Consider the following 25,669-nt stretch of genomic DNA (forward strand, 5'->3'; position numbering starts at 1 on the left):
AAGGGCCCCTTGGGGCCCTTTTTTCTGCGATGCGTCAAACCCGGATCAGCCGTGACCGGCCTGCCCCTGGGGTGCGGGTTGCTGCTGGGCCGGCGGCTGTTGCTGCTGGTTGCGCTCCCACTTGTGCTGCTCGTCGAGCAGTTCTTCCGGATCGAAATCCTGCTCTTTCAGGCCCTGCATCTGTTCGATCACCTCGGCCGGCGGGTTGCCGTCGTAGATCTGGTACAGGCGCTGCTGGCGATAAGCATCGCGCAGGAACACGTACGGGTCGTAGGCCGACTCCAGGAAGCTCTCTGCATCGATGCCGCGGGAGCGCAGGGTCACCAGATACATCAGCTGCGGCAGGTACTGCTGGCCGTAGTCGTAGTGGTTGTTGCGCGCGTAGTAGCTCAGCGGGTCGAAGAAGTAGCTGTCCACCGGCAGGCGCCAGACGTCGCGGACGGTGGTGGGGCCGATCAGGGGCAGCATCAGGAAGTCGCCCTCGGGCACGCCCCAGCGGGCCAGGGTGACGCCAAAGTCGTTGTCTTCCAGGGGCAGCCCCAGGCTGCTGGCCGGGTCGAAGAAGCCGCCGATGCCCAGTGTCAGGTTCACCAGGAAGCGGCCCGTGCTACGCGCCGCCTGGAGCGGGCGCGCCTGCAGCAGGTCGTTGGCGACCGTGATCGGCATGCGGATATTGGTGAAGAAGTCGCTCATCGCCCGGCGAACCGGCGGGTTGGTCACCTTGCGATAGCCGACGGCGACGGGGCGGATCACCGCCTTGTCGACGGAGTCATTGAAGCTGTAGACACCCCGGTTGAACTTCTCAAGCGGATCGTCGGTGCGCGGCTTGGCGATGGTGCAGCCCGTCAGCAAAGCGAGCGCGACCAGGGGCAGCAGGCGCAGCAGGTGGTTTCGTAAGAGGGACGGCATCGGCGTCAGGGGGTCCGCTGCAAGGTGGATCGTCGGGGCAATTGTATAAGTGTACTGCCTGGTTCTTATATTGTGTAGCGAACCCTAGTGTGGGCGCGAGGCGCTGCAGCAGGGCTGAACCGCGCATCATACGGCCATGCTGCATTGCCAGCAAAGCGCCCCATGGCTACACTGGCGACCTATAAGTCGCTTTATTCCCTAAGGATTTCCCAATGGCACGCATTACCGTCGAAGACTGCCTCGAGGTAGTTGATAACCGATTCGAGCTGGTGCTGATGGCGACCAAGCGCGCCCGCCAGCTGGCCAAGGGCGCGGAACCGGCCGTCAACCCTGACCATGACAAGCCCACCGTGCTGGCCCTGCGCGAGATCGCCGACCGCCGCATCGACCAGGCCACGATCGACGAGATCGACCGCGCCGAACGTGAGCGCGCCGAACGCGAAGCCCTCGAGTGGGCTGCCGCCGAAGTGGACGACGACCTCTCGAAGGGCGGTGACGACTGATGGACGGCGCTGGCTGTAAACGACGCCGCGAAGGCACTGACGCGATCAGTGCTGTCGTCGTGCGCGCGCTTTCGGCCGGCACCTTTTTCCATCCAGCCTGTGAGGCGGCAGCCTGAGCGGCGGCCGACCCTCCATGCCGGCGGCCACGCATCCCGACTCTGCGGATACGTCCCCACTGCCGGTCTATGTGCAGGCGCTCAAGGAACGTGTCGCCTATCTGCCGGAAGCGCAGGTAGCACGCGTCATCCGTGCTTATGAAGTCGGTGCGCAGGCCCATGAGGGCCAGTCGCGCAAGAGCGGTGAGCCGTACATCACGCACCCGGTGGCGGTCGCGGGCATCCTGGCCGAACTGGGCCTGGACGCCGAGACCATCATCGCGGCGATCCTGCACGACACGCTCGAAGATACCGAGCTCAGTCGTACCCAGCTTTCGGGTGAGTTCGGTGAAACCGTGGCCGAGCTGGTCGATGGTGTCACCAAGCTGGACAAGATGCGTTTCAGCAGCCGCCAGGAAGCGGACGCCGAGAGCTTCCGCAAGATGCTGCTTGCGATGGCGCGCGACCTGCGCGTTATCCTGATCAAGCTGGCCGATCGTCTGCACAACATGCGTACGCTGGGCGCCAAGGATTCGTCCTCGCGCCGCCGCATCGCGCGCGAAACGCTGGAGATCTACGCGCCCATCGCGCAGCGCCTGGGCATGAACAAGTTCAAGGCGGAGCTGCAGGACCTGGGCTTCCGCGCACTGTATCCCGATCGCTATCGCGTGATCAGCGAGCGCATCCGCGCGGCGCTGGGCAATCGTCGCGAAGCGATGGGCAAGATCGAAGCCGCGCTTTCCGCGCGCCTGACGGCCGAGCATCTCACGGCCAGGGTGGTCGGGCGTATCAAGTCGCCGTGGAGCATCTATTCGAAGATGCGCAGTGAGCACAAAAGCTTCGCCCAGCTCATGGACGTCTATGGCTTCCGCGTCGTGGTCGAGAACGCCATGAATTGCTACATGGCGCTGGGCGCGGTGCATTCGCTGTATAAGCCGGTGGATCGTCGCTTCAAGGATTTCATCGCCATCCCGAAGGCGAACGGCTACCAGTCGCTGCATACCGTGCTGCTGGGGCCCTTCGGTGCGCCGATCGAAGTGCAGATCCGCACGGCGGAAATGGATTCGGTGGCCGAGCGCGGCGTCGCCGCACACTGGGCCTACAAGACCGACAGCGGTCCGGCCAACAGTGCGCAGGCACGTGCCCGCGAATGGCTTTCCTCGTTGGCCGACAGTCAGGCGAATACGGCGTCTTCCTCCGAGTTCATCGAGAACGTCAAGATCGACCTGTTCCCGGACGAGGTGTATCTGTTCACGCCGCGCGGCGACATTCTTTCGTTGCCGCGCAACGCGACGGCGCTGGACTTCGCTTACGCCGTGCATACCGACGTGGGTGATCACGCCGTGGCCGCGCGTGTGGACAAGAAGCTGCTGCCTCTGCGTACCCGACTCGAATCCGGCCAGCTCGTGGAGATCATCACGGCGCCGTCGGCGGTGCCGAATCCCGCGTGGCTGGAATCGGTGGTTACCGGCAAGGCCCGCACAGCCATTCGCCAGTACCTCAAGCATCTGCAGCACGAGGACGCCGTTGACTTCGGCCATCGCATGCTCGATCGCGCGCTCGACGCACAAGGCAGCAGCCTCGATGCGATCCCGCCGGCCGTGCTTGATCGGTTCCTCGAGGCATCCAAACTCAAGCGACTCGAAGAGCTGCTTGCCGACATCGCGCTGGGCAACCGCATGCCCGACGTTGTCGCTACCCAGCTTCTGGCCGCGCGCGGCAAGCAAAAGGGTGAAGCTGCGCCTTCGCCGCACGTGGCCGAAAAGATTCGCATCACGGGTGCGGAACGCGGTGTACTCAGCTTCGGCAATTGCTGCCATCCGCTGCCGGGCGACGAGATTATCGGTTACCTGTCGTCGGGCAAGGGCATCGTCGTGCATCGCGTCGAATGCCCGAACGTCGTCGAGCTGCGCAAGTCGCCGGAGCGTTGCGTCGCCATCGAATGGGACCGCGATGTGCAAGGTGACTACCGCGCCGAGCTGCGCATCGAAGTCATCAACCGACCCGGCGTTCTCGCCACAGTGGCAGCGGCCATCGCAGCGGCGAACTCGAACATCGAGAATGTTGAATACGTCGAGCGTGATGCCGCTGCAGCAACGCTGCTGTTCGCCATCGAGGTGAAGAACCGCAAGCATCTGGCTGATGTGATTCGTCGCGTTCGTCGGACGGGTGTGGTCAGCGGAGCGTATCGTTACCCGTTGTGAGGTCGGCGGCTGCGCCGCCTGTGAACGGTGAGCAGTGAACAAGGAGGAGCCATGTCTTTGGCGCTTACTGTTTACCGTTCACTGTTTACAGATCGCACCGCGAGCGGCTCTACTATCCCCTGCACTCCATCCACGGATACGTCCATGACCCGCCAGATCATCGCCACCCCGAACGCCCCTTCGGCCATCGGCCCCTACTCGCAGGCCGTGCGTGCCGGCAACACCGTGTTCTTCTCGGGTCAGATTCCGCTGGATCCGGCGACGGGTGCGTTGGTTGAGGGTGACATCACCGCGCAGACGCGCCGCGTGTTCGACAATCTGGTCGCGGTGGCCGAAGCGGCGGGTGGCAAGCTGTCGGACATTGTTCGCGTGGGCATTTATGTCACCGATCTGGGGAATTTCGCCGCGGTGAATGCCGTCATGGCCGAATACTTCCAGGCGCCGTACCCGGCGCGCTCCACCATCGAAGTGTCGGGCCTGCCCAAGGCTGCGCAGGTGGAAGTCGACGCGGTGATGGTGCTGGGCTGATCGATTCGGCGCCGACGCCTGAGTCAGGTGTCGGCGCTCTCGTGTGCAGCGGGCCGGTCGGCTACGCTTGCATGCATGGCCGTTCGTTCTCGTCCCGTTTCCCTCGAAGGTGTGCCTGTCGGGCTGACGCCCGTCTCGGCATTGCCTGGCGTCGGGCCTGCACTGGCGGAATCGCTGGCGCGCATCGGGCTGGAGCGTGTGCAGGACCTCTGGTTTCATCTTCCGTTGCGCTATGAAGATCGCACGCAGATCACGCCGATCGATGTGCTGCGTCCTGGCGATCGTGCGCAGGTGCGCGGAGTGGTCGAGGCCGTCGAGCGGGGGTTTCGCTATCGCCCGCAGCTGAAGGTGGCGATCAGCGATGAGTCGCACCAAACACTGACGCTGCGCTTTTTCCACTTTCATCGGGCGCAGGCCGACCAACTCAAGCCCGGTGTGTCGCTGCTGGTCTATGGCGAGGCGCGTTACGCCAGCAATGGGCTGGAAATGATCCATCCGCAGTACACGCGCATCGCCGATGACGACGAGCCGGCGCTTGAGGATCGCCTCACCCCGGTGTATCCGACCACGGAAGGCCTGGGCCAGAAACGCATCGCCGGTGTGGTCGGCAAGGCGCTGGCTCTGCTGCCGGGCGATGATGTGCTTGAGCTGATTCCTGCGAGCCTGGCTGCCAGGCACGGGCTTTCGTCCTTGCGCGAGGCGCTGCTTTACGTGCATCGCCCGCCCGCCGATGCTCATCTGGGTGAACTTACGCTGGGACGTCATGCCTCGCAGCAACGCCTCGCTTTCGAAGAGCTGCTGACGCAGCACCTGAGCCTGAAACGCCTGCGTGCGGCAGTGAAGCGTCGGCATTCGCCGCCCCTGGGTGGCGATGGCCAGCTTCGCCAGCGCTTCCTTGACCAGCTTCCTTTCGCGTTGACGGGTGCCCAGCGGCGCGTTTCCGGCGACGTGGCGGCCGACATCGGGCGCGCGCATCCGATGTTGCGTCTCGTGCAGGGTGACGTGGGCAGTGGCAAGACCGCGGTGGCCGCCCTGGCGGCGCTCGCCGCGGTGGAGGCGGGTTATCAGGTGGCCTTGATGGCGCCGACGGAATTGCTGGCCGAGCAGCATCTGCGCAATTTCCGCCACTGGCTGGCGCCTTTGGGCATCGAGGTGGAGTGGCTGGCCGGCAAGGTGACAGGCAAAGCACGTCAGCAGGCGCTAAACCGTGTGGCCGCGGGGGCGCCCGTCGTGGTGGGCACGCATGCGTTGATGCAGGAGGGTGTGGCTTTCAACAAGCTTGGCCTCGTCATCGTCGACGAACAGCACCGCTTCGGCGTCCAGCAGCGACTCGAGCTACGCGACAAGGGCAAGGAGGGCGATCGCGTGCCCCATCAGCTGGTCCTCACCGCCACGCCCATTCCGCGCACGCTGGCGATGAGTGCCTACGCCGATCTCGATGTCTCTTCCATCGATGAGCTCCCGCCGGGTCGCACGCCCGTGCAGACGATCGCCATTTCCAATGCACGTCGCGGTGAGGTCATCGAGCGGATTCATGCCGCGTGTCTCGAGGGGCGCCAGGTCTACTGGGTTTGCACGTTGATCGAGGAGTCCGAGCAACTTCGTGCGCAGGCGGCGGAAGTGGCGCATGCCGAGCTTTCCGCGGCGCTTTCCGATTGCGCCGTCGGCCTGGTGCACGGGCGCATGAAGCCGAAGGAAAAGCAGCAGGTCATGGATGCCTTTAAAGCTGGCGAATTGTCGGTGCTGGTGGCGACGACGGTGATCGAAGTCGGTGTCGACGTGCCCAATGCGAGCTTGATGGTGATCGAAAACTGCGAGCGGCTGGGGCTGGCTCAGCTCCACCAGTTGCGCGGGCGGGTCGGTCGCGGTTCGGTGGCATCCAGTTGCGTGCTGCTCTATCAGCCGCCGTTGGGGCAGCTGGCGCGGGAGCGCCTTCAGGTGATGCGCGATACCAATGACGGCTTCCGCATTGCCGAGAAGGACCTTGAGCTGCGCGGTCCGGGCGAAGTCCTGGGTACGCGGCAGACGGGCCAGCTCGCCTTCCGCATCGCCGACCTGTCGCGCGACGCCCATCTGCTGCCCGCCGTGCAACACGTGGGTGAGGTCATGCTGAGCGAGCATCCGCGTCAGGCCGAGGCCCTGATCGAGCGCTGGATCGGCGGCGCGGCCCGCTTTGCCCACGCCTGAGGGCATGGAGAAAGCGTTCGCGTCGCTGCATACTTGACCGTTCCTATGTGAACAAGACGGTTCTTATCCAGCTATGACCAAGCCCCAGCTGCTCATCGATACCGACCCGGGCGTCGACGACGCGCTTGCCATCCTGATGGCGCACGCCCATGCCGATATCGTTGCCTTGAGCATTGCCGCGGGAAACGTCGGCCTGGGTCACACCGTCCGCAACGGGCGGACCTTGATGGACCTGGTCGACGCAAAGGTGCCGGTGTTCGCCGGCTGCCCGTCGCCGCTGGTGCGCGCGCCCGATGAAGATGCCGCGTTCGTGCATGGTACGGATGGTTTTGGCGACATCGGCTTCCCCGAGCCGCGCACGCCGGCGGAACAGGAGCAGGCCGCGCTCGCGCTGCTGCGCCTCACCCGTGAACGTCCGGGTGAACTCACCCTGGTCGCGCTCGCGCCGCTGACCAATCTGGCCCTGGCGCTGCGCCTGGATCCGACGCTGCCGCAGCGTGTGAAGCGCCTGGTGGTGATGGGCGGCGCAGTGACCGGTCATGGCAATACCGGCAATATCCCGGCCGAATTCAATATCGGTTTCGATCCGGAAGCCGCACACGTGGTTTTCGAATCATTCCCGCATTTCGATCTGGTCGACTGGGAAGCCACGCTGCGTCATGCCTTCGATGAGGATGAATTCGACGGCTGGCTTGCCGCAGGTGACAAGCGTGCGACGTTCTTCGGCCAGGTTTTCCGCACGGCGCGCGCATTCAATACCGCGAACGAGCGTCGCGGCATCATTGCCGCCGACGCCCTGGCGATGGCCGTGGCCATCGATCCGACCGTCATCACGCGTAGCGAAGACCGCCACGTGGCCATCGAGCTGGACGGCCGCCTGACCCGCGGCGCCACCGTCGTCGACTGGGCGCGACGCCTGAAGCAGCCGGCCAACGCCCGCATCGTGCTGGACGTGGATCAGGATCGCTTCAAAGCCATGGTTCGCCGGGCCCTGGGTGCTGAAGGCTGAGCCTTCCCGGGGCGGCCATGGCGGGGCAAGTCCCTGTCGGACTTGCCATTGAATTCGATTGGTCGCTATAATGCCGCTCTTTTCACCCACCGCTTTGGTTCAGTTATGAAGCCCGATACCCATCCGAATTATCGCCAGGTGGTGTTCCAGGACCTGTCGTCCGAGTTCGCGTTCCTGACGCGCTCCACGATTACCGCCAAGGAAACCATCAAGTGGGAAGATGGCAATGAGTACCCGCTGATCAAGGTGGATATCTCGAGCCATTCGCACCCGTTCTACACCGGCAAGCAGAAGTCCCTCGACGTCGGCGGCCGCGTGGACAAGTTCCGCCGTCGCTACGCGCAGAAGTAATTCGCGCTGACGGAGCTGGAAACCGGGCGTACGCCTGGGTGCCAGACAGCATGATCGTGGGGCGAGCGCGAGCTCGCCCCACGTTTTTGCGTGTCCGCTATCAGACCATTCGCTAAGGCATGTTCGGCGGGCCAATGTGCGATAATGGCCGGCGTTGCAACGCTGGCCATCCCCCATGGCCGCGTGCTTCTACATTCCCTTGCCGACCCGGCCGTCTTTCGGAGCCGGGTCGGTAGCGACATTAGTGAAGGAGGTCTCCGTGTCCGATACCAAAATCGTCAAGCTGGTGGATGAATCGAGCAATCGCAGCAGCGAACTGCCCCTGCTGAGCGGCACGCTCGGCCCGGCTTGCATCGACATCGCCACCCTGTACAAGGACACGGGTCACTTCACCTACGACCCGGGCTACGGCAGCACCGCCAGCACCAAGAGCGCCATCACCTACATCGACGGCGACAAGGGCGTCCTGCTCTATCGCGGCTACCCGATTGAGCAGCTGGCTGAAAAGTCGAGCTTCCTTGAAACCTCGTACCTGTTGCTCAATGGCGAACTGCCGAGCAAGAGCGAGTTCAACGCGTTCGAACACCAGATCACGCATCACACGATGATGCACGAGTCCCTGAAGGACTTCTTCAAGGGCTTCCACCACGACGCGCACCCGATGGCCATGCTGGCCGCTTCGGTGGCTTCGCTGTCGGCCTTCTATCACGACGACATCAACGTCGATAACGCCGAAGACCGCAAGCTGGCTGCCATCCGCCTGATTGCCAAGATGCCGACCATCGCGGCTGCCTGCTATCGCTACTCGATCGGCTGGCCCTTCCGTTATCCGCGCAACAACCTCGAGTACGTCGATCGCTTCCTGCACATGATGTTCGAAGTGCCGAGCGAGCCGCTCGAGATGAACCCGGTCGCCGCCAAGGCGCTCGACCTGCTGTTCATCCTGCACGCCGACCACGAGCAGAACGCCTCCACCTCGACCGTCCGCCTGGTCGGTTCGACCGGTGCCAACCCGTACGCCTCGATCGCCGCCGGCATCACGGCACTGTGGGGTCCGGCCCATGGTGGCGCGAACGAAGCCGTGCTCAAGATGCTTGAGGAAATCGGCACGGCCGACAAGGTCGACACCGCCGTCAAGCGCGCGAAGGACAAGAACGACAACTTCCGCCTGATGGGTTTCGGCCATCGTGTGTACAAGAACTTCGACCCGCGCGCGAAGATCATCCGTGAGATGTGCCACAAGGTGCTTAACGAGCTGGGCGTCAACGATCCGCTGCTCGACGTGGCGATGAAGCTGGAAGAGGCGGCGCTGAAGGACGACTACTTCGTCGAGCGCAAGCTGTACCCGAACGTCGACTTCTACTCGGGCATCATCTACAAGGCCCTGGGTATCCCGACCGAAATGTTCACCGTGATGTTCGCCATCGCGCGTACCGCCGGCTGGATCGCCCACTGGATCGAGCAACACGAAACGCCGGGATCGCGCATTGGTCGTCCGCGCCAGATCTACACCGGCGCCGACGTGCGCGATTACGTGGCCGTCGACAAGCGTTGATCGCTTCGATCGACGTCATGTCATGAATGAAAACGCCCGGCACATGCCGGGCGTTTTCTTTTGCGGGAACGCAAAGTGTCCGTGGCCCGCATCCCTCGCAACTATTTTCGGCCAAGAGCCCCTGCCAGCTTCTTCTCGAACTCGTCGTCTTCACCTGCCTCGGCGACCAGCGTCTCGACCTGGGTCAGTGATGCGCGTCGCATCGGTCGCTCGTCAACGCGATCCAGGGGTGCTTGTCGCAGGTCATCGCGCGGCATCACCGTCAGGTCGAACGGCAGCCCGTCCGCGGCAAAGAGCAACACGGGGAATTCCGCCTGCTCATCACGGGTGAGGCGCAGGGTGCGTGTCTGGGTTTCGACCGGTACGCCCTGTTCGCGCAGGAACAGGATCACGTCGTCGGGATTGTCGGCGAATACGTGCAGGCAAACCGCCGAGTGGCGATCGGCCGTGCCTTCCAGGACGGCGCCGACAAGGCGAGGCTCGAACTTTCCGAGAAAGCGCATGGCTTCGATTGCCGCTTCGCGCCGCTCCAGCAAAAGCTGGGGTTGGCTGTCGGCATGGAAGATGCGCTGGTGTTCCCGCAAGGCGTCTTCGATTTCGTTGTTGCGCGGCAGCGCCTGCGCATCGTGCACGCCGAGCCGTTCGGCGGCCTTGAGTTTGGCGTGGTGAAAATCGCGGATGCCGTGCTCCGTCATCAGACGTGCGGCTTCCTGGGCGACGCGGAGCCGGTTGCGCTGCAAGCGGTCCTGCGCGTGGATGCGGTGGTGTTCGCCTCGTGCCATGGTTGTCAGGCCTCCTCGGTCGAATGCGGACAAGATCGTCGGGAGCAGCTGAATCGGGTTGAACCCGTCCGGCGCATGAGTTGCGAAGAACTCATGCGCCGGGCATGCAAAGCGACGATCAGAAGATGTCGTACGGCTGCTGCTGGTCGGAATCCTCCTGCTGTTGCGCGGCCTGCTGGCGCAGGCGATCGACGTCCTCCACCTTGAACATCTCCGGCATGCTGTTGCCATCACCTTCGGACGAAGGCAGGCCGCTGGAACGGTTGATCTGCAGCGTGGTGATGCCCGGGGGCATCGGCAGGGTCGAGGAAGGCACGTCCTTCAAGGCGCTTCCCATGTACTGCATCCAGATCGGCAGCGCGGCCTTGGCGCCGAACTCACCGCGACCGAGCGACCGGAAGTCGTCGAAGCCGACCCAGACCGCAGTAGCCAGTTCGCCATCGAAGCCGACAAACCAGGCGTCACGGTGGTCGTTGGTCGAGCCCGTCTTGCCGGCAAGGTCATCGCGTCCCAGGGCCATCGCGGCGGCACCCGTGCCGCGCTTGACGACATCCTGCATCAGCGATGTGACAAGGAAGTCATTGCGCACCTCGATTACCTGGGGTGCCAGCACCGGGGCATGCGCGCCCTCACCATGCTGGTCGGCGGGCAGGGGCGCCTCACCCACGGCGGCTACGCTGCCCGAGGGTGCGGTCGGCGTGCTGCTGGCGGCCACGGCATTGATCGGGGCAATGCTCGCCGCCGGCGGCGGGCCGGGCGGGCGGGTGTCGAGCAGGCGTTCCTGGCAGGTGCGGCAGGCGCGGGCCGGGTTGGCGACGTAGACCGGCTTGCCATCGCGATCATCAATCTCGCTGATGAAGTACGGGGTGACCAGATAACCGCCATTGGCGAACACCGAGTAACCCCGCGCCATGCTCATGGGCGAGACCGAAGCGGTGCCCAGGGCCATCGACAGGTTCTGCGGCAGCGAATCGAGCGGGAAGCCGAAGCGGGTGATGTAGTCACGTGCGTAGCGCACGCCAATGGCGTCCAGGAGGCGCACGGAGACCAGGTTCTTCGACTTCACCAGGGCTTCGCGCAGACGGATCGGGCCGTCGAACTTGTCGTCGTCGTTGGACGGGGTCCACAAGCCGTCCGGTCGCGACGGGTCGGGCAGGGCCAGCGGGGCATCGTTGACGATGGAGGCCGGGGTGAAGCCGCGCTCGAACGCCGCCGAATAGATGTACGGCTTGAAACTGGAGCCCGGCTGGCGCGCAGCCATCACGGCGCGGTTGAACTTGCTGCGCAGGAAGTTGAAGCCGCCGACCAGGGCCTGGACGGATCCGTCCTCGGGGTTGATCGAGGCAACGGCGCCCTGGACGTCCGGGATCTGGGTCAGCTGCCACTCGCCCTCGGCATTGCGCGACAGGCGCACGATGTCGCCCCGCTTGAGGACCGCCGCCACGTTCTTGGGCGCGGCCCCCACGCGGGTTTCGCTGATATAGGGGCGGGCCCAGGCCACGGCGGCCTGATCGAGCTTGATCTCCTGGCGGCTGGGCAGATAGACGGTGGCCTCGTTGGCAGCCACCTGGGTGACGATGCCCGGGGTCATGCCGGAGATATCGGTGTAGCTGGACAGGATTCGGTCCAGTTCCTCGTTGCCGGCATCGGCCTCCAGCTCCTGGTGGCCTTCCGGGCCGCGCCAGCCATGGCGGCGGTCATAGTCGATCAGGCCGGCGCGCAGGGCATCGACGGCAGCCTGCTGGCGGGTGCTCTGGACCGTCGTCTTGATGACGTAGCCTTCGGTCAGGGCGTCGTTGCCCAGGCGATCCAGGGCCTGCAGGCGAACCATTTCGGCCAGGTAAGGGGCGTCCACCTCGATGGGTGGCTCATGCGGGTAGGCGTTGTTCGGCTCGTTGATAGCCTGCTCGTATTCCGCCTGGGTGATATAGCGGTTGTTGAGCATCTGGCCCAGCACCCAGTTGCGGCGGGCGATGGCGCGCTTGGGGTTGTTGAGCGGGTTGACCACCGACGGCAGCTGGAAGGTCGAGGCGATCAGGGCGCACTCGGCCAGGCTCAGCTGGTCCAGGTTCTTGCCGTAGTAGTAGGAGGCGGCAGCGGCCACGCCGTACGAACGGTGGCCCAGGAACATCTTGTTGAGATAGAGCTCCAGGATCTGGTCCTTGGTCAGCTCGTTCTCCATGCGCAGGGCGATGAAGATCTCGGTCAGCTTGCGCGAATACAACTTCTCGGGGCTGAGGAAGAAGTTACGCGCAACCTGTTGGGTAATGGTCGACCCACCGGGACCCTTGTCACCTCCGGAAACCACCACGTGCCAGCCGGCACGGGCGATGCCGTGCCAGTCCACGCCGGGGTGGTTGTAGAAGTCCGAGTCCTCGGCCGACAGCACCGCGTGCTTCAGTCGCTCGGGTACCTGGCTTATGGTGACGGGGATGCGCCGGGTCTCACCGAAGCTCGCAATGAGCTTGCCATCGGCGCTAAGTACCCTGAGCGGCACCTGCATGTGGTAATCCTTCAGGGCGGCAACTGAAGGCATCCGGGGGGAGACGAGCCAGTACGCCACACCGACCGCGGCTATCGCCAGCAGTAATCCGGTGAAAGCAAGGATCAGCACCCAGCGCAGCAAACGCTTAAGAATTTGCATGGTGTGGATATTGCGAGACCTGAGTCAAAACACTGCAGAGTATAGATGTAGCAGTATCTGCAGAACGGGCCGGGGCCGACGCTTTCTGAACGGATCGAGCAAAAAACAGGCCATGGGGCGATGGCTGCAAGTGTGCATGCCGTCACGCCAAAGAGTCGAGAAAGTTGTCGTAGGCCGTTGCCAATACGTTAATTTTTGGATTTAATGCCGACGCACACCAGCCCGCTAGAGGCGTCGGTGTATAGGGGCAAGGGGGAAAATCGTGGGGCTTTTTACACCCAAGAAGCCGCCGCTGGTGGGCGTCGATATCAGTTCGACGGCCGTCAAGCTGCTGCAGCTCAGCCAGTCCGGCGGACGCTATCGCGTAGAACACTACGCGGTCGAGCCGCTGCCCCCCAATGCGGTGGTCGAAAAGAACATCGTCGAAGTCGAGGCGGTGGGCGAAGCCATTCGACGCGCCCTGGCGCGCTCGGGCTCAAAGCTCAAGCATGCCTCGGCGGCGGTGGCCGGTTCGGCCGTGATCACTCGCGTGATCCCGATGTCGGCCGACCTGTCCGATGATGACCTCGAAGGTCAGATCCAGGTCGAAGCCAACCAGTACATCCCGTACCCGATCGAGGAAGTCAGTCTCGACTTCGAAGTCCTCGGTCCGGTCCGCGACAACCCCGAGATGAACAACGTCCTCCTTGCGGCTTCCCGCACGGAGAACGTGGACATGCGCGTGGCTGCACTCGACCTCGGCGGCCTCGCCGCCAAGGTGGTCGACGTCGAAGCCTTCGCCATGGAGAACGCCTTCGGCATGGTGGCCGACCAGCTCAACGTCGGTCGTGACGCCCTGGTCGCCGTCGTCGATATCGGCGCGACCATGACCACGCTGTCGGTGCTGCGCAACCAGCGCACCATCTACTCGCGTGAACAGGTCTTCGGCGGCAAGCAGCTCACCGACGAAATCATGCGTCGCTACGGCCTTTCCTATGAGGAAGCCGGTCGCGCCAAGCGCAAGGGCGGCCTGCCGGAATCGTACGAGAGCGAAGCGCTGGAACCGTTCAAGGAATCGCTGATCCAGCAGATCAGCCGCCTCCTGCAGTTCTTCTTTGCCGGTAGCGAGTACAGCAAGGTCGATCAGGTCGTGCTGGCTGGCGGCTGTGCCTCGATCGAAGGCATCGGTCCCATGCTGGAAGAGCAGCTCGGCGTGCCGTGCGTGGTGGCGAACCCGCTGGCCCGCATGTCGCTGTCGCCGCGCGTGCAGGCGCAGCAGCTGGCACAGGATGCGCCCGCGTTGATGATCGCGGTCGGGCTCGCGATGAGGAGCTTCGACTGATGGCACACATCAACCTACTTCCGTGGCGCAATGAACGCCGCAAACAGCGCGAGCGCGAGTTCTTCATGCAGCTCGGCGCGGCCTTCGTGGCCGGCGTGCTTTTCGTCCTGTTGTGGGTGGGCTGGATGGGCCAGCGCATCGACAGCCAGAACGACCGCAACACCTACATGCAGGGTGAGATCAAGCAACTCGATGAGCGCATCGCCAAGATCAAGGACCTGGAAAAGGTTCGTGAGCGACTGCTGGCGCGCAAAAAGATCATCGAAGAGCTGCAGGCCAATCGCTCGCAGATGGTTCACCTGTTCGATGAGCTGGTGAAGACCATTCCGTCCAGCGCGCGGCTGTCGGGCCTCAAGCAGACCGGCGAAGCCATGTCGCTCGACGGCGTGGCCCAGTCCAACGCCAGCGTCGCCGAGTACATGCGCAATATCGAGTCGTCCCCGTGGATGGGTCATGCGGACCTTCGCAAGACCGAAAACACCCGTGGCGACCAGCGCATGCCGTACTCCTTCGGCCTGGATGTGGCACTGGCCAAGCCCAAGGCCGATGACGGCAGCGACGGCAAGGAACCGGTGATCCCGGCCAATGCCCCGGCTGATGCCAGCGCGGCAGCTCCGGCCCCGGTGGCAGCGATGCCAGCCGCGGCATCCGCAGCGACGCCTGCGGCAGCACCCCCGGCCAGTACGCCGCCCGCTGCCACGACGTCGCCGACGGTGACCGCAACCCCGCCGAAGGCCGCTCCCGCCAAAACGGAACCCGCACCGGCCGCCAAGGCGCCGGCCCAGCCGCAGGCCACCGCGCCGGGCAGTGCAGCAGCCAACGGAGGAGCCAAGCCATGAAGTTCCTCAATGACCTGCGCAGCCTTGACCGCAACAACATCGGTGGCTGGCCGCAATCCATCAAGATCTTCTTCACGGTTCTCCTTTTCGGCCTGATCGTGCTGCTCGGTTGGTATCTCTACATCAACGACCAGCAGGACGAACTCGCGACGCTGCAGGGCAAGGAGCAGCAGCTCAAGCAGGAGTTCTCGACCAAGCAGGCCAAGGCCGTGAACCTCGAAGCGCTGCAGCAACAGCTCGACGAGATGCAGGACATGCTGCGCCAGTTGCTGCGTCAGCTGCCCAGCCGTACCGAAATGCCGGAGCTGCTGGTTGACGTGTCGCAGACAGCCCTTTCCGCGGGCCTCGAGACCGACCTGTTCCAGCCCGGTGCCGAGCGTCCGAAGGACTTCTACGCCGAGAAGCCGATCCAGCTGCGCATGACCGGTACGTACCACCAGTTCGGTACCTTCATCAGCGGCGTGGCCTCGCTCCCGCGCGTGGTGATCCTCACCATGCATGACGTCTCGCTGACGCCCAAGGGCAACACCGGGCAACTGGTGCTGCAGGGCACGGTCAAGACCTATCGCTACCTGGAAGACGAAGAGAGCGCCGAAGCCAAGGCCGCCAACGCGGTGTCGGGTTCGAAGAAGGCCAAGAACGGGGGACGGAAATGAGCCTGCGGGAAACCGTCAAACCCATGCGCCTGGCACGCGTAGCCCTCGTCGCGGGCGCCCTGATGGCGCTCGCCGGCTGCTCCAAGGATGACGACCTGCGCCAGTGGGTCGCCGCGGAGAAAGCCAAGAAGGGCGCGCCGATCCCGCCGCTTCCGGTCATCAAGACATTCGAAACGTTCCTCTACACCGACCAGGATCGTCGCGACCCCTTCAGCCCGAGCACGGCCGAACTGCAGACCGGCAACAACGCCGGCCCGCGCCCGGACGAAGATCGCGTCAAGCAGCCGCTGGAAGCGTTTGCGCTGGATAGCCTGAAGATGGTCGGCACCCTGGGCCTGGGCAATGGCATCGAGGTGCTCATCAAGGATCCTGCCAATGTGATTCATCGCGTGCACCGCGGCGACTACATGGGTCAGAACTACGGTCACGTCACCGCCATCAGCGAAGACCACATCGAGTTGGTCGAGCTGGTTCCCAACGGGAACGGCGGGTGGATGGAACGCTCAGCCAGCATCGCGCTTGGCGAGAAATAAGAATCACAGGGGCTGATGCAATGACGAACCTAATCAAACCTGTTCGGGGCCGTGTCATGCGCCAAGCGAGTCGTCGCCTGATCGCCGGACTGCTGATCGCCAGCACCGCCTGGTCGGGCCTGGTTGCTGCGGCGACCAGCACCTTGAAAGAGATCACTTACGACACCCTGCCGGGCGGTCGCATCGAGTTGCACCTGAACTTCGCGCAAGGCCCCGTGCCGGAGCCGAAGATCTTCACTACGGGCAACCCGCCGCGCATCGCGATCGACTTTGCCGATACCGACAATGCCGCCGCGCGCCATCTGGCCATCAACCAGGGGTCCACCTCGGGCGTGTCGGCCGTTTCGGCCGGCGGGCGCACCCGGGTGATCGTGGAGCTGATGCGCGATTCGGCCTACCGCTCGCGCGTCGAGGGCAACAGCCTGGTGTTTACGGTCGCCAACGGCACCGACGCCACCACGACCACCACGGCATCGAACATCGACCCGTCCAAGGCGTTGCCGTCGGCCGCCATGGGCCCGTCCGTGTCGAACATCGACTTCCGTCGCGGTCCCAACGGCGAAGGCCGCGTGCTGATCAACTTCAGCGCCAACGGTGCTGGCGCCGACATGAAGCGCGAGGGCGACAAGCTCATCGTCAACCTGTCGAACGTCAACTTGCCGGCTGACCAGGCCAAGCGCCTGGACGTGCTCGATTTCGCCACGCCGGTCCAGTACATCACCACCAAGGCCAATGGCCCGCGTGGCGGCGCCCGCATGGAAATTGCGGTCAAGGGCAGTGTGGAAACGTCCGCCTATCAGACGGCCGACCAGTATGTCGTCGAAGTGGCGCCGAAGAAGAAGGCCGATCCGAACGTTGGTCCGAACGGCAAGCCGCTGCGTGGCCAGGATCCGGTCTACAACGGCAACCGCGTTACCCTGAACTTCCAGGACATCCCGGTGCGCTCGGCCCTGCAGGTGCTGGCTGACGTGTCGAACCTGAACCTCGTGGCGTCCGATACCGTGGGCGGCAGCGTCACGCTGCGACTGGTCAACGTGCCGTGGGATCAGGCCCTTGATGTCGTGCTCCGTGCAAAGAACCTCGACAAGCGTCGCAACGGCAACGTCGTCTGGATCGCGCCGCAGGAAGAACTCGCCCGCTACGAGCAGAGCGTCGCCGACGCCCGCATCAAGGCCGAAGACAATGCTGAGCTCGTCACCGACTACGTGCCGATCAGCTACGGCAAGGCGGCGGATATCGCCAAGTTGCTTACCTCCGGCAGCATGGCCGGTGGTGGTGGCGCGGGCGGTGGTGGCGGCGGTGGCCAGCGTGGCTTCCTGTCGCCGCGTGGCAGCGTCTCCTTCGACGAGCGCACCAATACCCTGCTGATCAACGACAACCCGCAGAAGATCCGCGAAATCCGTGACCTCATCGCCGTGCTCGACAAGCCGGTGCAGCAGGTGCTGATCGAATCGCGCATCGTGGTGGCCAGCGACCAGTTCTCCCGCGAGCTCGGTGCCAAGTTCGGCATCAGCGGCCAGCGCACCAACCCGAGCGGCCAGGTCATCCAGACCGGCGGCAAGCTGGGTGATCCGCTGGGCAACAACACCACCAATCAGGGCAACCTCGGTTCCGGTGGCGGCCTGAACGTGAACCTGCCGACGGCGACCCAGGGCGGCAATTTCGGCCTGGCCATCCTCGGTGCGAACTACGCGATCGACCTGGAACTGTCGGCGGCGCAGACCGAAGGCCGTGGCGAAGTGGTCTCCAGCCCGCGTGTCATCACGGCCAATCAGCAGGAAGCGGTCATCCGCCAGGGCCAGCAGATCGGCTACGTGACGTATCAGAACGGCGGCACCACCGGTGGTTCGGCGCCGACGGCATCCGTGCAGTTCAAGGACGCCGTGCTCGAGCTGAAGGTCACCCCGACCATCACCGCCGACAACCGCATCTACCTGGCCATCAACGTGAAGAAGGATGCGCTCGCCGCCTTCGTCGACACGCCGAACGGCAAGGTGCCGCAGATTGATACCCGCGAGATCAACACCTCGGTGCTCGTCGATAACGGCCAGACGGTGGTGCTGGGCGGTATCTACGAAATCACCAAGGCGAACTCGATCACCAAGGTGCCGGGTCTGGGCGATATCCCGGGCGTGGGCATCCTGTTCCGCAAGACGACCCGCCAGAACGACAAGGCTGAGCTGCTGATCTTCGTGACGCCGCGCATCCTGAGTGAAAGTCTGAAGTGATCTTGAGCAGTTGATGGAATGGGGAGGGGCGCCCGATGGGCGCCCTTTCTTTTTGGGAGGGGGGAAGTCGGCGGCTGCGCCGCCTGTGAACGGTAAACGGTAAAAGCAGAAGAGCAGGTGCTTGTCCGCTCTTACTGTTCACCGTTCCCCGTTTACAGCCCTGCGCAGCAGGGCGACTTAACAGCCTCGCGCAATGTGGCGCCCCCACCCCTGCCATCAGTCCCACCGTTCCCTGAGCGCCCCCGGGCTAAACTTCCGGACGAAGCTGCGGTCTGTTACCGCACGATGTGCGACGGAATTCCTTGATGGACATGCCCCAGGCCCAACCTGCCAGCCGCCTGCAAGAGGCGTTCGTGCGACTGCGTGAACACCTGCAGGAAGGCATCATTGGCCAACCTCACCTGATCGACTGCCTCCTGATCGCCTTGCTGGCCGATGGCCACCTGCTGGTCGAAGGTGCCCCCGGCCTGGCCAAGACGACGGCGGTAAAGGCCCTGGCCGCCTGTGTCGAGGCCGACTTCCACCGCGTGCAGTTCACGCCCGATCTGTTGCCCGCGGATCTCACCGGCACCGATATCTTCCGGCCGCAGTCGGGGAGCTTCGAATTCGAACGCGGCCCGCTGTTCCACAACATCGTGCTGGCCGATGAAATCAACCGCGCGCCGGCCAAGGTGCAATCGGCGTTGCTCGAAGCCATGGCCGAACGCCAGATCACCATTGGGCGCAGCACCTGGGCGCTGCCGGAACTGTTCATGGTGATGGCCACGCAGAATCCGATCGAACAGGAAGGCACGTTCGCGTTGCCCGAAGCGCAACTCGACCGCTTCGTCATGCATGTGACCATTGGCTATCCCGATGCATCGTCCGAGCTGGCCATCCTCAAGCTGGCGCGCGAACAGGCGCGTCGCAGTCTCCATCCGCAACCCGAGGCGCGTGCGGTCCTTACCCAGGCCGACGTCTTCGCCGCGCGCGATGCCGTGCTTGCGGTGCATGTCGCGCCGGCGCTCGAAACCTATCTCGCCCAACTGGTGCTGGCGAGCCGCGACGCCGGCGCCTACGGCCCTGAGCTGAAGCGGTGGATCGCCTGGGGTGCCAGTCCGCGCGGCACCATCGCGCTCGATCGATGCGCGCGCGCCCACGCCTGGCTCGCCGGCCGTGACTACGTCCTGCCCGAAGACGTCCATGCCATCGCGCACGATGTCCTCCGGCATCGCATCCTCCTCAGCTACGAGGCCGAGGCCGAAGGCGTCCGCAGCGATCAGGTCATCACGCGCCTGCTGGACCTCGTGCCACTGCCGTGAGCGCCGTTCTCGCTACGCCCACTGACGGCGACGGCCGCACCCGGGTCGCCGTCACCGAGCTGATCGCGCTGCGTGCACGCGTGGCGCGCGTGTCGTGGCCGCCCGTGCAAAGTCGCGCAAGTTCGGCGGGGCAGCAGCACAGTCGCCTCTACGGGCGAGGCATGGACTACGCCGAGTCGCGCGCCTACCAGCCCGGCGATGACGTCCGTCGCCTGGACTGGCGACTGACGGCGCGCAGCGGCAAGTTGCACACCAAGCTGTTTCAGGAGGAGCGCGAGGGCCGCGTCCTGGTGCTGCTGGATACCCACGCCAGCATGCGCTTCGGAACGCGTGCGCGCTTCAAGTCCGTACAGGCGGCGCGCGCGGCGGCGCTGGTCGCTTGGTTTGCCGTGCGTGCAGGCGAGCGCATTGGTGCGATGGCTTTCGGTGCCTGCGATCGCGTGCTCAAACCGCGAGGCGGCGTGCGCGGGGCCCTGGCGTTCTGCGGCGCGCTGGGCGAGTGGGATGCCCTGGAAAATCCTGCGCAGTTCGAGCCACTTTCCGACGCCCTTGCCCGTGCGGGTCGACTGCTGCACGGCGCCAGTCGCGTCATCCTGATCAGCGATGGTTTCAGCTGCGATGAAGCCGCGCGCAAACGATTGCTGGATCTGCGGCACCACGCCAGTGTCGGAGTCCTCATGGTGGGCGATCCGCTGGAACTCGCCAGTGCGCCCGCCGGGCGTTATCCGCTGGAGCATGATGGCGTGCGCCGCGAAGTGGCCCTGGAAGCCGATCGCCAGCGCGAGACGTTTCAACGCGCGCTCGGTGCCGGCCAGCAACGTCTCGGTGATCTCGCACGCGCGCTCGGCCTGCGCCGCCGCACGATCGACACGACAGCCGATCCGATGGATGCCGTCACCGCGCTGATGGGGCAGGGCGGGGGCGTCACATGATGTTCCCGTCAGCGCCTGCGCCCGGGAAGGCGAGCGGCCCCGTCCTGCGGGACATCCATCTGCCGCCCGAGCCCTCATGGTGGCCGCCCGCGCCCGGCTGGTGGATGCTGGCGGCGCTGGTTCTGATGACCCTGCTGGGTGTCGTCATCGCGTCGGTGATGCGCCGGCGTCGCCGGATGCGTATCGCCGCCATCGTCGCCGAGGTGGATACCTTCGTGGCGATGCATGGCAACCACGCGGTCCAGCTGGCTGGCCAGCTGCATCAGTTGCTGCGACGCGCGGCGCGACACATCGATCCACGCGCCACCCATCTTCGTGGCGACGCCTGGCAGGCGTGTCTTGCCACGGTGCCGGTCCCGGCCGACGTGTTGCATCAATTGCATTCGCTCGATGACGCGATGTACCGACCCGCGGCCGCCTTCGATGCCAGGCTCGCGGCAGCGGCAACCCGCCAATGGCTGCTGACGGCGCTTGAGCGTGGCCACGTGCGGACCCGGCCGGTGTCGCGCAAGCCACAAGCGGAGTCGAGTCGTGCCTGAGTTCGCCTGGCCATGGATGTTCCTCCTGCTACCGCTGCCCTGGATTGTGCGGCGCTTCGTCAGCCCGGCGGCGCCTGGGCAGGCGTTGCACCTACCCCATCCGGGCCTGCAACTGGCGGCCGTGGCCGAGGCAGCGCCCAGCCGGATGCGTTCGGTCGTGCTCGTGCTGGCATGGTGTTGCCTGGTCGGCGCCGCGGCGCGGCCGCAGTGGATCGGACCTCCGCAATCGCAGGAGCGCAGCGGGCGAGCGATGATGCTGGCAGTCGATCTTTCCGGCAGCATGCGCACGTCCGACATGCACCTTGCCGGCCAGCCCGTCACGCGCTTTGGCGCGGTCGAAGCCATTGCCGGTGATTTCATCAGTCGGCGCAGCGGCGACGAACTGGGTTTGATCCTTTTCGGCAGTCGCGCTTTTCTGGTGACGCCGCTCACGTATGACCTTGCTGCGGTCAAGGCGCAGCTGGCCGGTGCAACGGTCGGCCTCGCCGGCACCGAAACAGCCATCGGCGATGCGCTTGGTGTTGCCGTCAAGCGACTCGCCGCCATGCCCGAGCAGGCGCGCGTGCTCGTGCTGCTCACCGACGGCGTCAACAACGCCGGAAATATCACGCCACTGGACGCCGCCCATGCCGCGCAGTCGGCTGGTGTCCGCGTCTACACGATCGGCATCGGAGCGACGGAAATGCAGGTGCCGGATTTCTTCGGTACGCGCACCGTCAATCCCTCGGCGGATCTGGATGAGGGGATGCTCAGGCAGATCGCCAGCGAAACCGGCGGTCGCTACTTCCGCGCTACCGATACGTCGGAGCTGGCGACGGCCTACCGCACGATTGACGCACTCGAGCCCATGCCACAGCAAGGCCCGCCGCTGCGTCCCCGCCGTGAGTTGTTTCGATGGCCCTTGCTGGCGGGTATCGCACTAACCTTGTTGTCCGGGTTGATGCTCGCGCCGCGGCGCCGCCTGGCGGTGACCACATGATTGGCATGCTTCAGGACTTTCATTTTCTGCGACCCCTCTGGTTGCTCGGCCTGTTGGCCGTTCCGGTGCTGTGGTGGATGGGCTCGCGTCGTTCGGCGGCGCAGCGCGAACTGGCGCGCCTGGTCGATCCCGAACTGCTCCCGCACGTGCTTTACGGCAAGGCAAGCACGCAGCGTTCACCGGCCATGTTGATGGCATCGGCGGCGGCGCTGTGCGCGCTGGCCTTGGCCGGCCCGACCTGGAGTCGCGTTGACTCGCCGCTTTACGCCAATCAGTCCGCACAGGTCGTGGCCATCTCGCTGTCGCAACGCATGCTTGCGCGCGACGTGGCGCCGACGCGCCTCGATCGCGCCAAACTCAAGGCGCGCGATCTGCTTGATGTGAATCGCGATGGACTCAACGGCTTGATTGCGTACGCCGGCGAGGCGTTTGCCGTGGCACCGCTCACCAACGATGCCGCCAGCCTGCATGACCTGCTGGACGCACTGTCGCCGGATACGATGCCCATCGAAGGCGACGATGCCGCGCAGGCCATCGAGCGCGGCGCGCAGATGATCCATGACGCCAAGGCCGGGCATGGCGACGTTGTGCTGATCACCGATGCCGTCGACAAGGCCGCCATCGACGCGGCGGCCAGGGTGGCCCAGGCCGGGGTGACCGTCTCGGTCCTCGGCATCGGCACGCCGCAAGGTGCGCCCATTCCGCTCAGCGATGGCAGCCTGGTGCGCGGGGAGCACGGCGACGTGCGCATGGCGCGACGTGACGATGCCTCCCTGGAGGCCCTGGCCGATGCTGGCGACGGACGCTTCGTGCTGTTGAGCGACGACGCGACGGATGTGAAGGCGATCCACGATGCCATGCGCAGCAGTGGCATGGGCGCCACGGTCACCGACGCGCGCGGCGACGAATGGCAGGATCGCGGCGCATGGTTCCTGTTGCCCTTGTTGCCGATCGCCGCGCTCGCGTTTCGACGAGGCTGGGTCCTGGTCGCCGCACTGATGTTCCTGCCGTTGGCATCATCGCCGGCGCAGGCCAGTGGATGGACCGACCTCTGGAAGCGTCCGGACCAGCAGGCCGCGCAAGCGCTCAAGGACGGCCACGCCGAACAGGCGCAGCAGCTTGCCCGCGATCCGGCGTGGCGCGGCGTCGCCGCCTATCGCGCCGCGAAGTACGACGAGGCAGCCGAGGCGCTGCAGCAAGCCAAAGGCGCCGACGCGGCCTACAACCTCGGCAACACGCTTGCGCAACAGCAAAAGTACAAGGAAGCGATCGTTGCCTACGATCGCGCGCTGAAGCTTGATCCGCGCCACCAGGATGCCCTGGCCAATCGCAAGGCCGTTGAGGACTGGATGCGCGAGCATCCCGATCAGCCGCAGGACAAGCAGAAGGACGACAACGACAAGAAGGGCCAGGGCAAGGACGGCCAGTCGGCTGGCACACCCAAGGACGATAAGGACCAGAAAAGCGGCAAGAGCGACGACAAGGACGATACGAAAGATCAGCAGAACAGCGCGTCCAATCAGTCGCAGGATCCCAACGGCAAGGGCAAGGATCAGCCGCAGCAGCAGGGCTCGTCCGATTCGTCGCCTGCCAAGCCGCAGTCGGCGAAAGAGCAAGCCGAGCAGAAAGCCCAGGCCGAGAAGGCACGCCAGGCGCTGCAAAAGCAGATGGACGCCGCCATGCAGCAGAAAGATGCACCGGCGAAACAAGGCAAGGACGACGCCCACGAACTGGGCCAGTTGTCAGCCGACGATCCGCAATCGAAATTGCCAGACGACGTGCGCCGCGCCTTGCAGCGCGTGCCCGACGATCCGGGCGCGCTGCTGCGCCGCAAATTCGAACTGGAGTACCGTCAACGCCACGGCGCGAGCGGGGAGGAAGGCGAGTGACGTTTCGACGCGTGTTGTTGCTGGTGATGCTGAGCCTGTTGCCCGTTTGGGTGGCGGCCACGGAAGTGCGCGCGAGCCTCGATCGGGACAAGGTGGCGCTGGGCGAAACCGTGACGCTGAACCTGCGCGTCGAAGGCGGCGGTATGTTCGACGCGCCCGATCTTTCTGCGCTGAACAAAGATTTCACCGTGCTGGGTACTTCGAACAACACCAGCATCAGCATCATCAATGGCAAGCGCAGCGCGCAGCTGGTCTACGGTGTCGCACTGCGACCCAACCGGGTAGGCACGCTGACCATCCCATCGCTCACCTTTGCCAATGGTTCGACGCAGGCGTTGACGCTGGAAGTCACGCCGGCGGATGACCGTGCCGTGGCCAATGGCCGTAAAGACGTCTATCTGGAGGCGAGCCTTGATCCCCGCGAGGCGTGGGTCGGCGAGCAGGTCGTCTACACCGTCCGGCTCTATCTTGCCTCCCCGCTGGCCAATGGCTCGCTGGACGAGCCGCGTGTACAGGGCGTGGAGCTGTCCAAGATCAGCGACGACCTGAATTACCAGCAGGAGAAGGGCGGCCGGCGTTACAACGTGATCGAGCGCCGTTACGCCTTGATTCCCCAGAAGGCCGGAAAACTGGAGATCCCGCCGATCGCCTTCAGTGGCGAGCTGGTGGAAATGGCCGATCCGGACAGTTTCTTTGGCAGTACCCGCGCCGCGTCGGCGATCTCGCAGCCCGTCACGCTCGATGTGAAGGCGGTGCCGGCCGAAGCCGGCAAGACGGCCTGGCTGCCCGCGCGCGAGCTGACGCTCTCGCTGGACGGGGCCGACGCACGCGGCGCGTTGCACGTCGGCCAGACGCTCAACCTGACCATGACCGTTCAGGCCACCGGCTTGCCGTACGAGGCGCTGCCGTCCCTGAGCCTTCCGTCCATCGACGGCGCCACGGTCTATCCGGACAAACCGGTGAACGGCACGCGCGTGATTGACTCCTGGCTGCAGGGGCGCAGGCAGCAGGGCTTTGCCGTGGTGCCTTCCCGTGCCGGGAAGCTGGACATTCCGGCGACCACGTTGACCTGGTTCAACGTGCGCACCGGACAATCGGAAGTGGCGCGGATCGCTCCCGTGACGCTGGACGTGCTCCCCGCCACGGGGACACCGGCCCCGGCCGCACCGCAGGATCTGCCCGCTCCCAACGTGACGGCGCCGGCTGCGACGACCTCGTCGCCATCGCGCCAGGCACTCGTGGCTGGCGGCATCGTGCTGTTGCTCGTGGGCGGAGCCGTCGGCTTCGCACTCAGCCGGCGCCGGTCGCAGGTCGTCGCGGCGCCTGCGCCGACACCCAGGGCTCCGTCCATCCCCAGTGGCTCGCGCGGCTTGCGAGCGAGCTTCATCGCGGCCGCGCGGGGCAGTGACCCCAAGGCCCAGTACGAAAGCCTGCTGGCCTGGGCACGCCATGAGCGCCCAGGGATCCAAACCCTGGGCGATGTGGAGGCGCAGCTGGCCTCGGCCGAGCAGGGCGCCTGCATCGGGTTGCTGCAGCGCTCGCGCTACGCGCCCATGGCGGAACGCATCGCGGGCGACCGGCTTGCGGCCGCGTTCCGCGATGGATTCCAGTGGAAGGATTCAGGGCCGCGTGAAACGGGAGGTGCCCTGGCGCCTCTCTATCCGTTCAAGACCGACTGACGATCT

21 protein-coding genes are annotated in these 25,669 nt (G+C 65.0%); 18 read left to right on the forward strand and 3 right to left on the reverse strand.

Features of this window, described 5'->3' with window-relative positions; translation table 11 throughout:
- Window positions 1-45 precede the first annotated feature (45 nt).
- A complete protein-coding gene (locus EYV96_RS13300) occupies window positions 46-909 on the reverse strand; it encodes an MlaA family lipoprotein (RefSeq protein WP_131152023.1) in 864 nt (287 codons plus the stop codon).
- Window positions 910-1,121: 212 nt separating this feature from the next.
- Between EYV96_RS13300 and rpoZ the strand changes: the two genes are divergently transcribed.
- The 7 genes from rpoZ (at window position 1,122) to EYV96_RS13335 (ending at window position 9,341) form a co-directional block, all read left to right on the forward strand.
- Entirely contained in the window at window positions 1,122-1,412 is a 291-nt protein-coding gene (rpoZ, locus tag EYV96_RS13305; protein WP_131152024.1) for a DNA-directed RNA polymerase subunit omega, read from the forward strand.
- Between the two features lie 133 nt (window positions 1,413-1,545).
- Complete coding sequence (locus EYV96_RS13310; RefSeq protein WP_131152025.1) at window positions 1,546-3,711, forward strand: RelA/SpoT family protein; 2,166 nt, start codon at window positions 1,546-1,548, stop codon at window positions 3,709-3,711.
- A 144-nt stretch (window positions 3,712-3,855) separates the two neighbouring features.
- Window positions 3,856-4,239: a RidA family protein gene (locus tag EYV96_RS13315; protein ID WP_131152026.1), complete on the forward strand. Its 384-nt coding sequence runs from the start codon at window positions 3,856-3,858 to the stop codon at window positions 4,237-4,239.
- Window positions 4,240-4,314: 75 nt separating this feature from the next.
- Window positions 4,315-6,426 carry an ATP-dependent DNA helicase RecG gene (recG, locus tag EYV96_RS13320; RefSeq protein WP_131152027.1) on the forward strand — a complete coding sequence of 704 codons (2,112 nt, stop codon included), beginning with the start codon at window positions 4,315-4,317 and terminating at the stop codon, window positions 6,424-6,426.
- 73 nt (window positions 6,427-6,499) lie between these two features.
- Window positions 6,500-7,435, forward strand: a complete 936-nt coding sequence (locus tag EYV96_RS13325; protein WP_131152028.1) for a nucleoside hydrolase — start codon at window positions 6,500-6,502, stop codon at window positions 7,433-7,435.
- A gap of 105 nt (window positions 7,436-7,540) precedes the next feature.
- Window positions 7,541-7,786, forward strand: a complete 246-nt coding sequence (locus EYV96_RS13330) for a type B 50S ribosomal protein L31 (protein WP_131152029.1) — start codon at window positions 7,541-7,543, stop codon at window positions 7,784-7,786.
- A gap of 259 nt (window positions 7,787-8,045) precedes the next feature.
- Window positions 8,046-9,341, forward strand: coding sequence for a citrate synthase (locus EYV96_RS13335; RefSeq protein ID WP_131152030.1), 1,296 nt, complete (start codon window positions 8,046-8,048; stop codon window positions 9,339-9,341).
- 101 nt (window positions 9,342-9,442) lie between these two features.
- Here the strand turns inward: EYV96_RS13335 and EYV96_RS13340 are convergent, their stop codons facing one another.
- Both EYV96_RS13340 and EYV96_RS13345 read right to left on the reverse strand, forming a co-directional pair.
- Window positions 9,443-10,123 carry a hypothetical protein gene (locus EYV96_RS13340; RefSeq protein WP_131152031.1) on the reverse strand — a complete coding sequence of 227 codons (681 nt, stop codon included), beginning with the start codon at window positions 10,121-10,123 and terminating at the stop codon, window positions 9,443-9,445.
- 118 nt (window positions 10,124-10,241) lie between these two features.
- Window positions 10,242-12,767, reverse strand: a complete 2,526-nt coding sequence (locus EYV96_RS13345) for a penicillin-binding protein 1A (protein ID WP_131152032.1) — start codon at window positions 12,765-12,767, stop codon at window positions 10,242-10,244.
- Window positions 12,768-13,029: 262 nt separating this feature from the next.
- Between EYV96_RS13345 and EYV96_RS13350 the strand changes: the two genes are divergently transcribed.
- The 11 genes from EYV96_RS13350 (at window position 13,030) to EYV96_RS13400 (ending at window position 25,663) form a co-directional block, all read left to right on the forward strand.
- Window positions 13,030-14,088 carry a pilus assembly protein PilM gene (locus tag EYV96_RS13350; RefSeq protein ID WP_131152033.1) on the forward strand — a complete coding sequence of 353 codons (1,059 nt, stop codon included), beginning with the start codon at window positions 13,030-13,032 and terminating at the stop codon, window positions 14,086-14,088.
- Entirely contained in the window at window positions 14,088-14,927 is an 840-nt protein-coding gene (locus EYV96_RS13355; protein WP_131152034.1) for a PilN domain-containing protein, read from the forward strand. Before EYV96_RS13350 ends, EYV96_RS13355 begins: the two co-directional genes overlap by 1 nt.
- Window positions 14,924-15,583 (forward strand): type IV pilus inner membrane component PilO, encoded by a 660-nt coding sequence (locus tag EYV96_RS13360; protein ID WP_131152035.1) that lies wholly within the window; start codon window positions 14,924-14,926, stop codon window positions 15,581-15,583. Before EYV96_RS13355 ends, EYV96_RS13360 begins: the two co-directional genes overlap by 4 nt.
- The gene (locus tag EYV96_RS13365) at window positions 15,580-16,116 is read left to right on the forward strand and encodes a pilus assembly protein PilP (RefSeq protein WP_131152036.1); all 537 of its coding nucleotides are present in this window, start codon (window positions 15,580-15,582) and stop codon (window positions 16,114-16,116) included. The genes EYV96_RS13360 and EYV96_RS13365 overlap by 4 nt, the downstream gene beginning before the upstream one ends.
- 56 nt (window positions 16,117-16,172) lie before the next feature.
- On the forward strand, window positions 16,173-18,344 hold the full coding sequence (locus EYV96_RS13370; RefSeq protein WP_131152037.1) for a type IV pilus secretin PilQ: 2,172 nt from the start codon (window positions 16,173-16,175) through the stop codon (window positions 18,342-18,344).
- 305 nt (window positions 18,345-18,649) lie between these two features.
- Window positions 18,650-19,645, forward strand: coding sequence for an AAA family ATPase (locus EYV96_RS13375; RefSeq protein WP_131152038.1), 996 nt, complete (start codon window positions 18,650-18,652; stop codon window positions 19,643-19,645).
- Window positions 19,642-20,577 carry a DUF58 domain-containing protein gene (locus EYV96_RS13380; RefSeq protein WP_131152039.1) on the forward strand — a complete coding sequence of 312 codons (936 nt, stop codon included), beginning with the start codon at window positions 19,642-19,644 and terminating at the stop codon, window positions 20,575-20,577. Before EYV96_RS13375 ends, EYV96_RS13380 begins: the two co-directional genes overlap by 4 nt.
- Complete coding sequence (locus tag EYV96_RS13385) at window positions 20,574-21,116, forward strand: DUF4381 domain-containing protein (protein WP_240732539.1); 543 nt, start codon at window positions 20,574-20,576, stop codon at window positions 21,114-21,116. The genes EYV96_RS13380 and EYV96_RS13385 overlap by 4 nt, the downstream gene beginning before the upstream one ends.
- Window positions 21,109-22,095 (forward strand): vWA domain-containing protein, encoded by a 987-nt coding sequence (locus EYV96_RS13390; RefSeq protein ID WP_131152040.1) that lies wholly within the window; start codon window positions 21,109-21,111, stop codon window positions 22,093-22,095. Before EYV96_RS13385 ends, EYV96_RS13390 begins: the two co-directional genes overlap by 8 nt.
- Window positions 22,092-23,984: a VWA domain-containing protein gene (locus EYV96_RS13395; protein WP_131152041.1), complete on the forward strand. Its 1,893-nt coding sequence runs from the start codon at window positions 22,092-22,094 to the stop codon at window positions 23,982-23,984. Before EYV96_RS13390 ends, EYV96_RS13395 begins: the two co-directional genes overlap by 4 nt.
- Window positions 23,981-25,663 carry a BatD family protein gene (locus EYV96_RS13400; RefSeq protein WP_240732540.1) on the forward strand — a complete coding sequence of 561 codons (1,683 nt, stop codon included), beginning with the start codon at window positions 23,981-23,983 and terminating at the stop codon, window positions 25,661-25,663. Before EYV96_RS13395 ends, EYV96_RS13400 begins: the two co-directional genes overlap by 4 nt.
- Window positions 25,664-25,669: the final 6 nt, after the last annotated feature.

Origin of the sequence: Dyella terrae (genome assembly GCF_004322705.1) — a bacterium.
In the GTDB taxonomy this organism is placed as follows: Bacteria; Pseudomonadota; Gammaproteobacteria; order Xanthomonadales; family Rhodanobacteraceae; genus Dyella_D; species Dyella_D terrae.

Coding starts and splice junctions, on each gene's coding strand:
- rpoZ (WP_131152024.1), top strand. CDS start 1,122: ATGGCACGCATTACCGTCGAAGACTGCCTCGAGGTAGTTGATAACCGA.
- EYV96_RS13375 (WP_131152038.1), top strand. CDS start 18,650: ATGGACATGCCCCAGGCCCAACCTGCCAGCCGCCTGCAAGAGGCGTTC.
- recG (WP_131152027.1), top strand. CDS start 4,315: ATGGCCGTTCGTTCTCGTCCCGTTTCCCTCGAAGGTGTGCCTGTCGGG.
- EYV96_RS13315 (WP_131152026.1), top strand. CDS start 3,856: ATGACCCGCCAGATCATCGCCACCCCGAACGCCCCTTCGGCCATCGGC.
- EYV96_RS13325 (WP_131152028.1), top strand. CDS start 6,500: ATGACCAAGCCCCAGCTGCTCATCGATACCGACCCGGGCGTCGACGAC.
- EYV96_RS13355 (WP_131152034.1), top strand. CDS start 14,088: ATGGCACACATCAACCTACTTCCGTGGCGCAATGAACGCCGCAAACAG.
- EYV96_RS13310 (WP_131152025.1), top strand. CDS start 1,546: ATGCCGGCGGCCACGCATCCCGACTCTGCGGATACGTCCCCACTGCCG.
- EYV96_RS13365 (WP_131152036.1), top strand. CDS start 15,580: ATGAGCCTGCGGGAAACCGTCAAACCCATGCGCCTGGCACGCGTAGCC.
- EYV96_RS13360 (WP_131152035.1), top strand. CDS start 14,924: ATGAAGTTCCTCAATGACCTGCGCAGCCTTGACCGCAACAACATCGGT.
- EYV96_RS13395 (WP_131152041.1), top strand. CDS start 22,092: ATGATTGGCATGCTTCAGGACTTTCATTTTCTGCGACCCCTCTGGTTG.
- EYV96_RS13345 (WP_131152032.1), bottom strand. CDS start 12,767: ATGCAAATTCTTAAGCGTTTGCTGCGCTGGGTGCTGATCCTTGCTTTC.
- EYV96_RS13330 (WP_131152029.1), top strand. CDS start 7,541: ATGAAGCCCGATACCCATCCGAATTATCGCCAGGTGGTGTTCCAGGAC.
- EYV96_RS13370 (WP_131152037.1), top strand. CDS start 16,173: ATGCGCCAAGCGAGTCGTCGCCTGATCGCCGGACTGCTGATCGCCAGC.
- EYV96_RS13300 (WP_131152023.1), bottom strand. CDS start 909: ATGCCGTCCCTCTTACGAAACCACCTGCTGCGCCTGCTGCCCCTGGTC.
- EYV96_RS13385 (WP_240732539.1), top strand. CDS start 20,574: ATGATGTTCCCGTCAGCGCCTGCGCCCGGGAAGGCGAGCGGCCCCGTC.
- EYV96_RS13340 (WP_131152031.1), bottom strand. CDS start 10,123: ATGGCACGAGGCGAACACCACCGCATCCACGCGCAGGACCGCTTGCAG.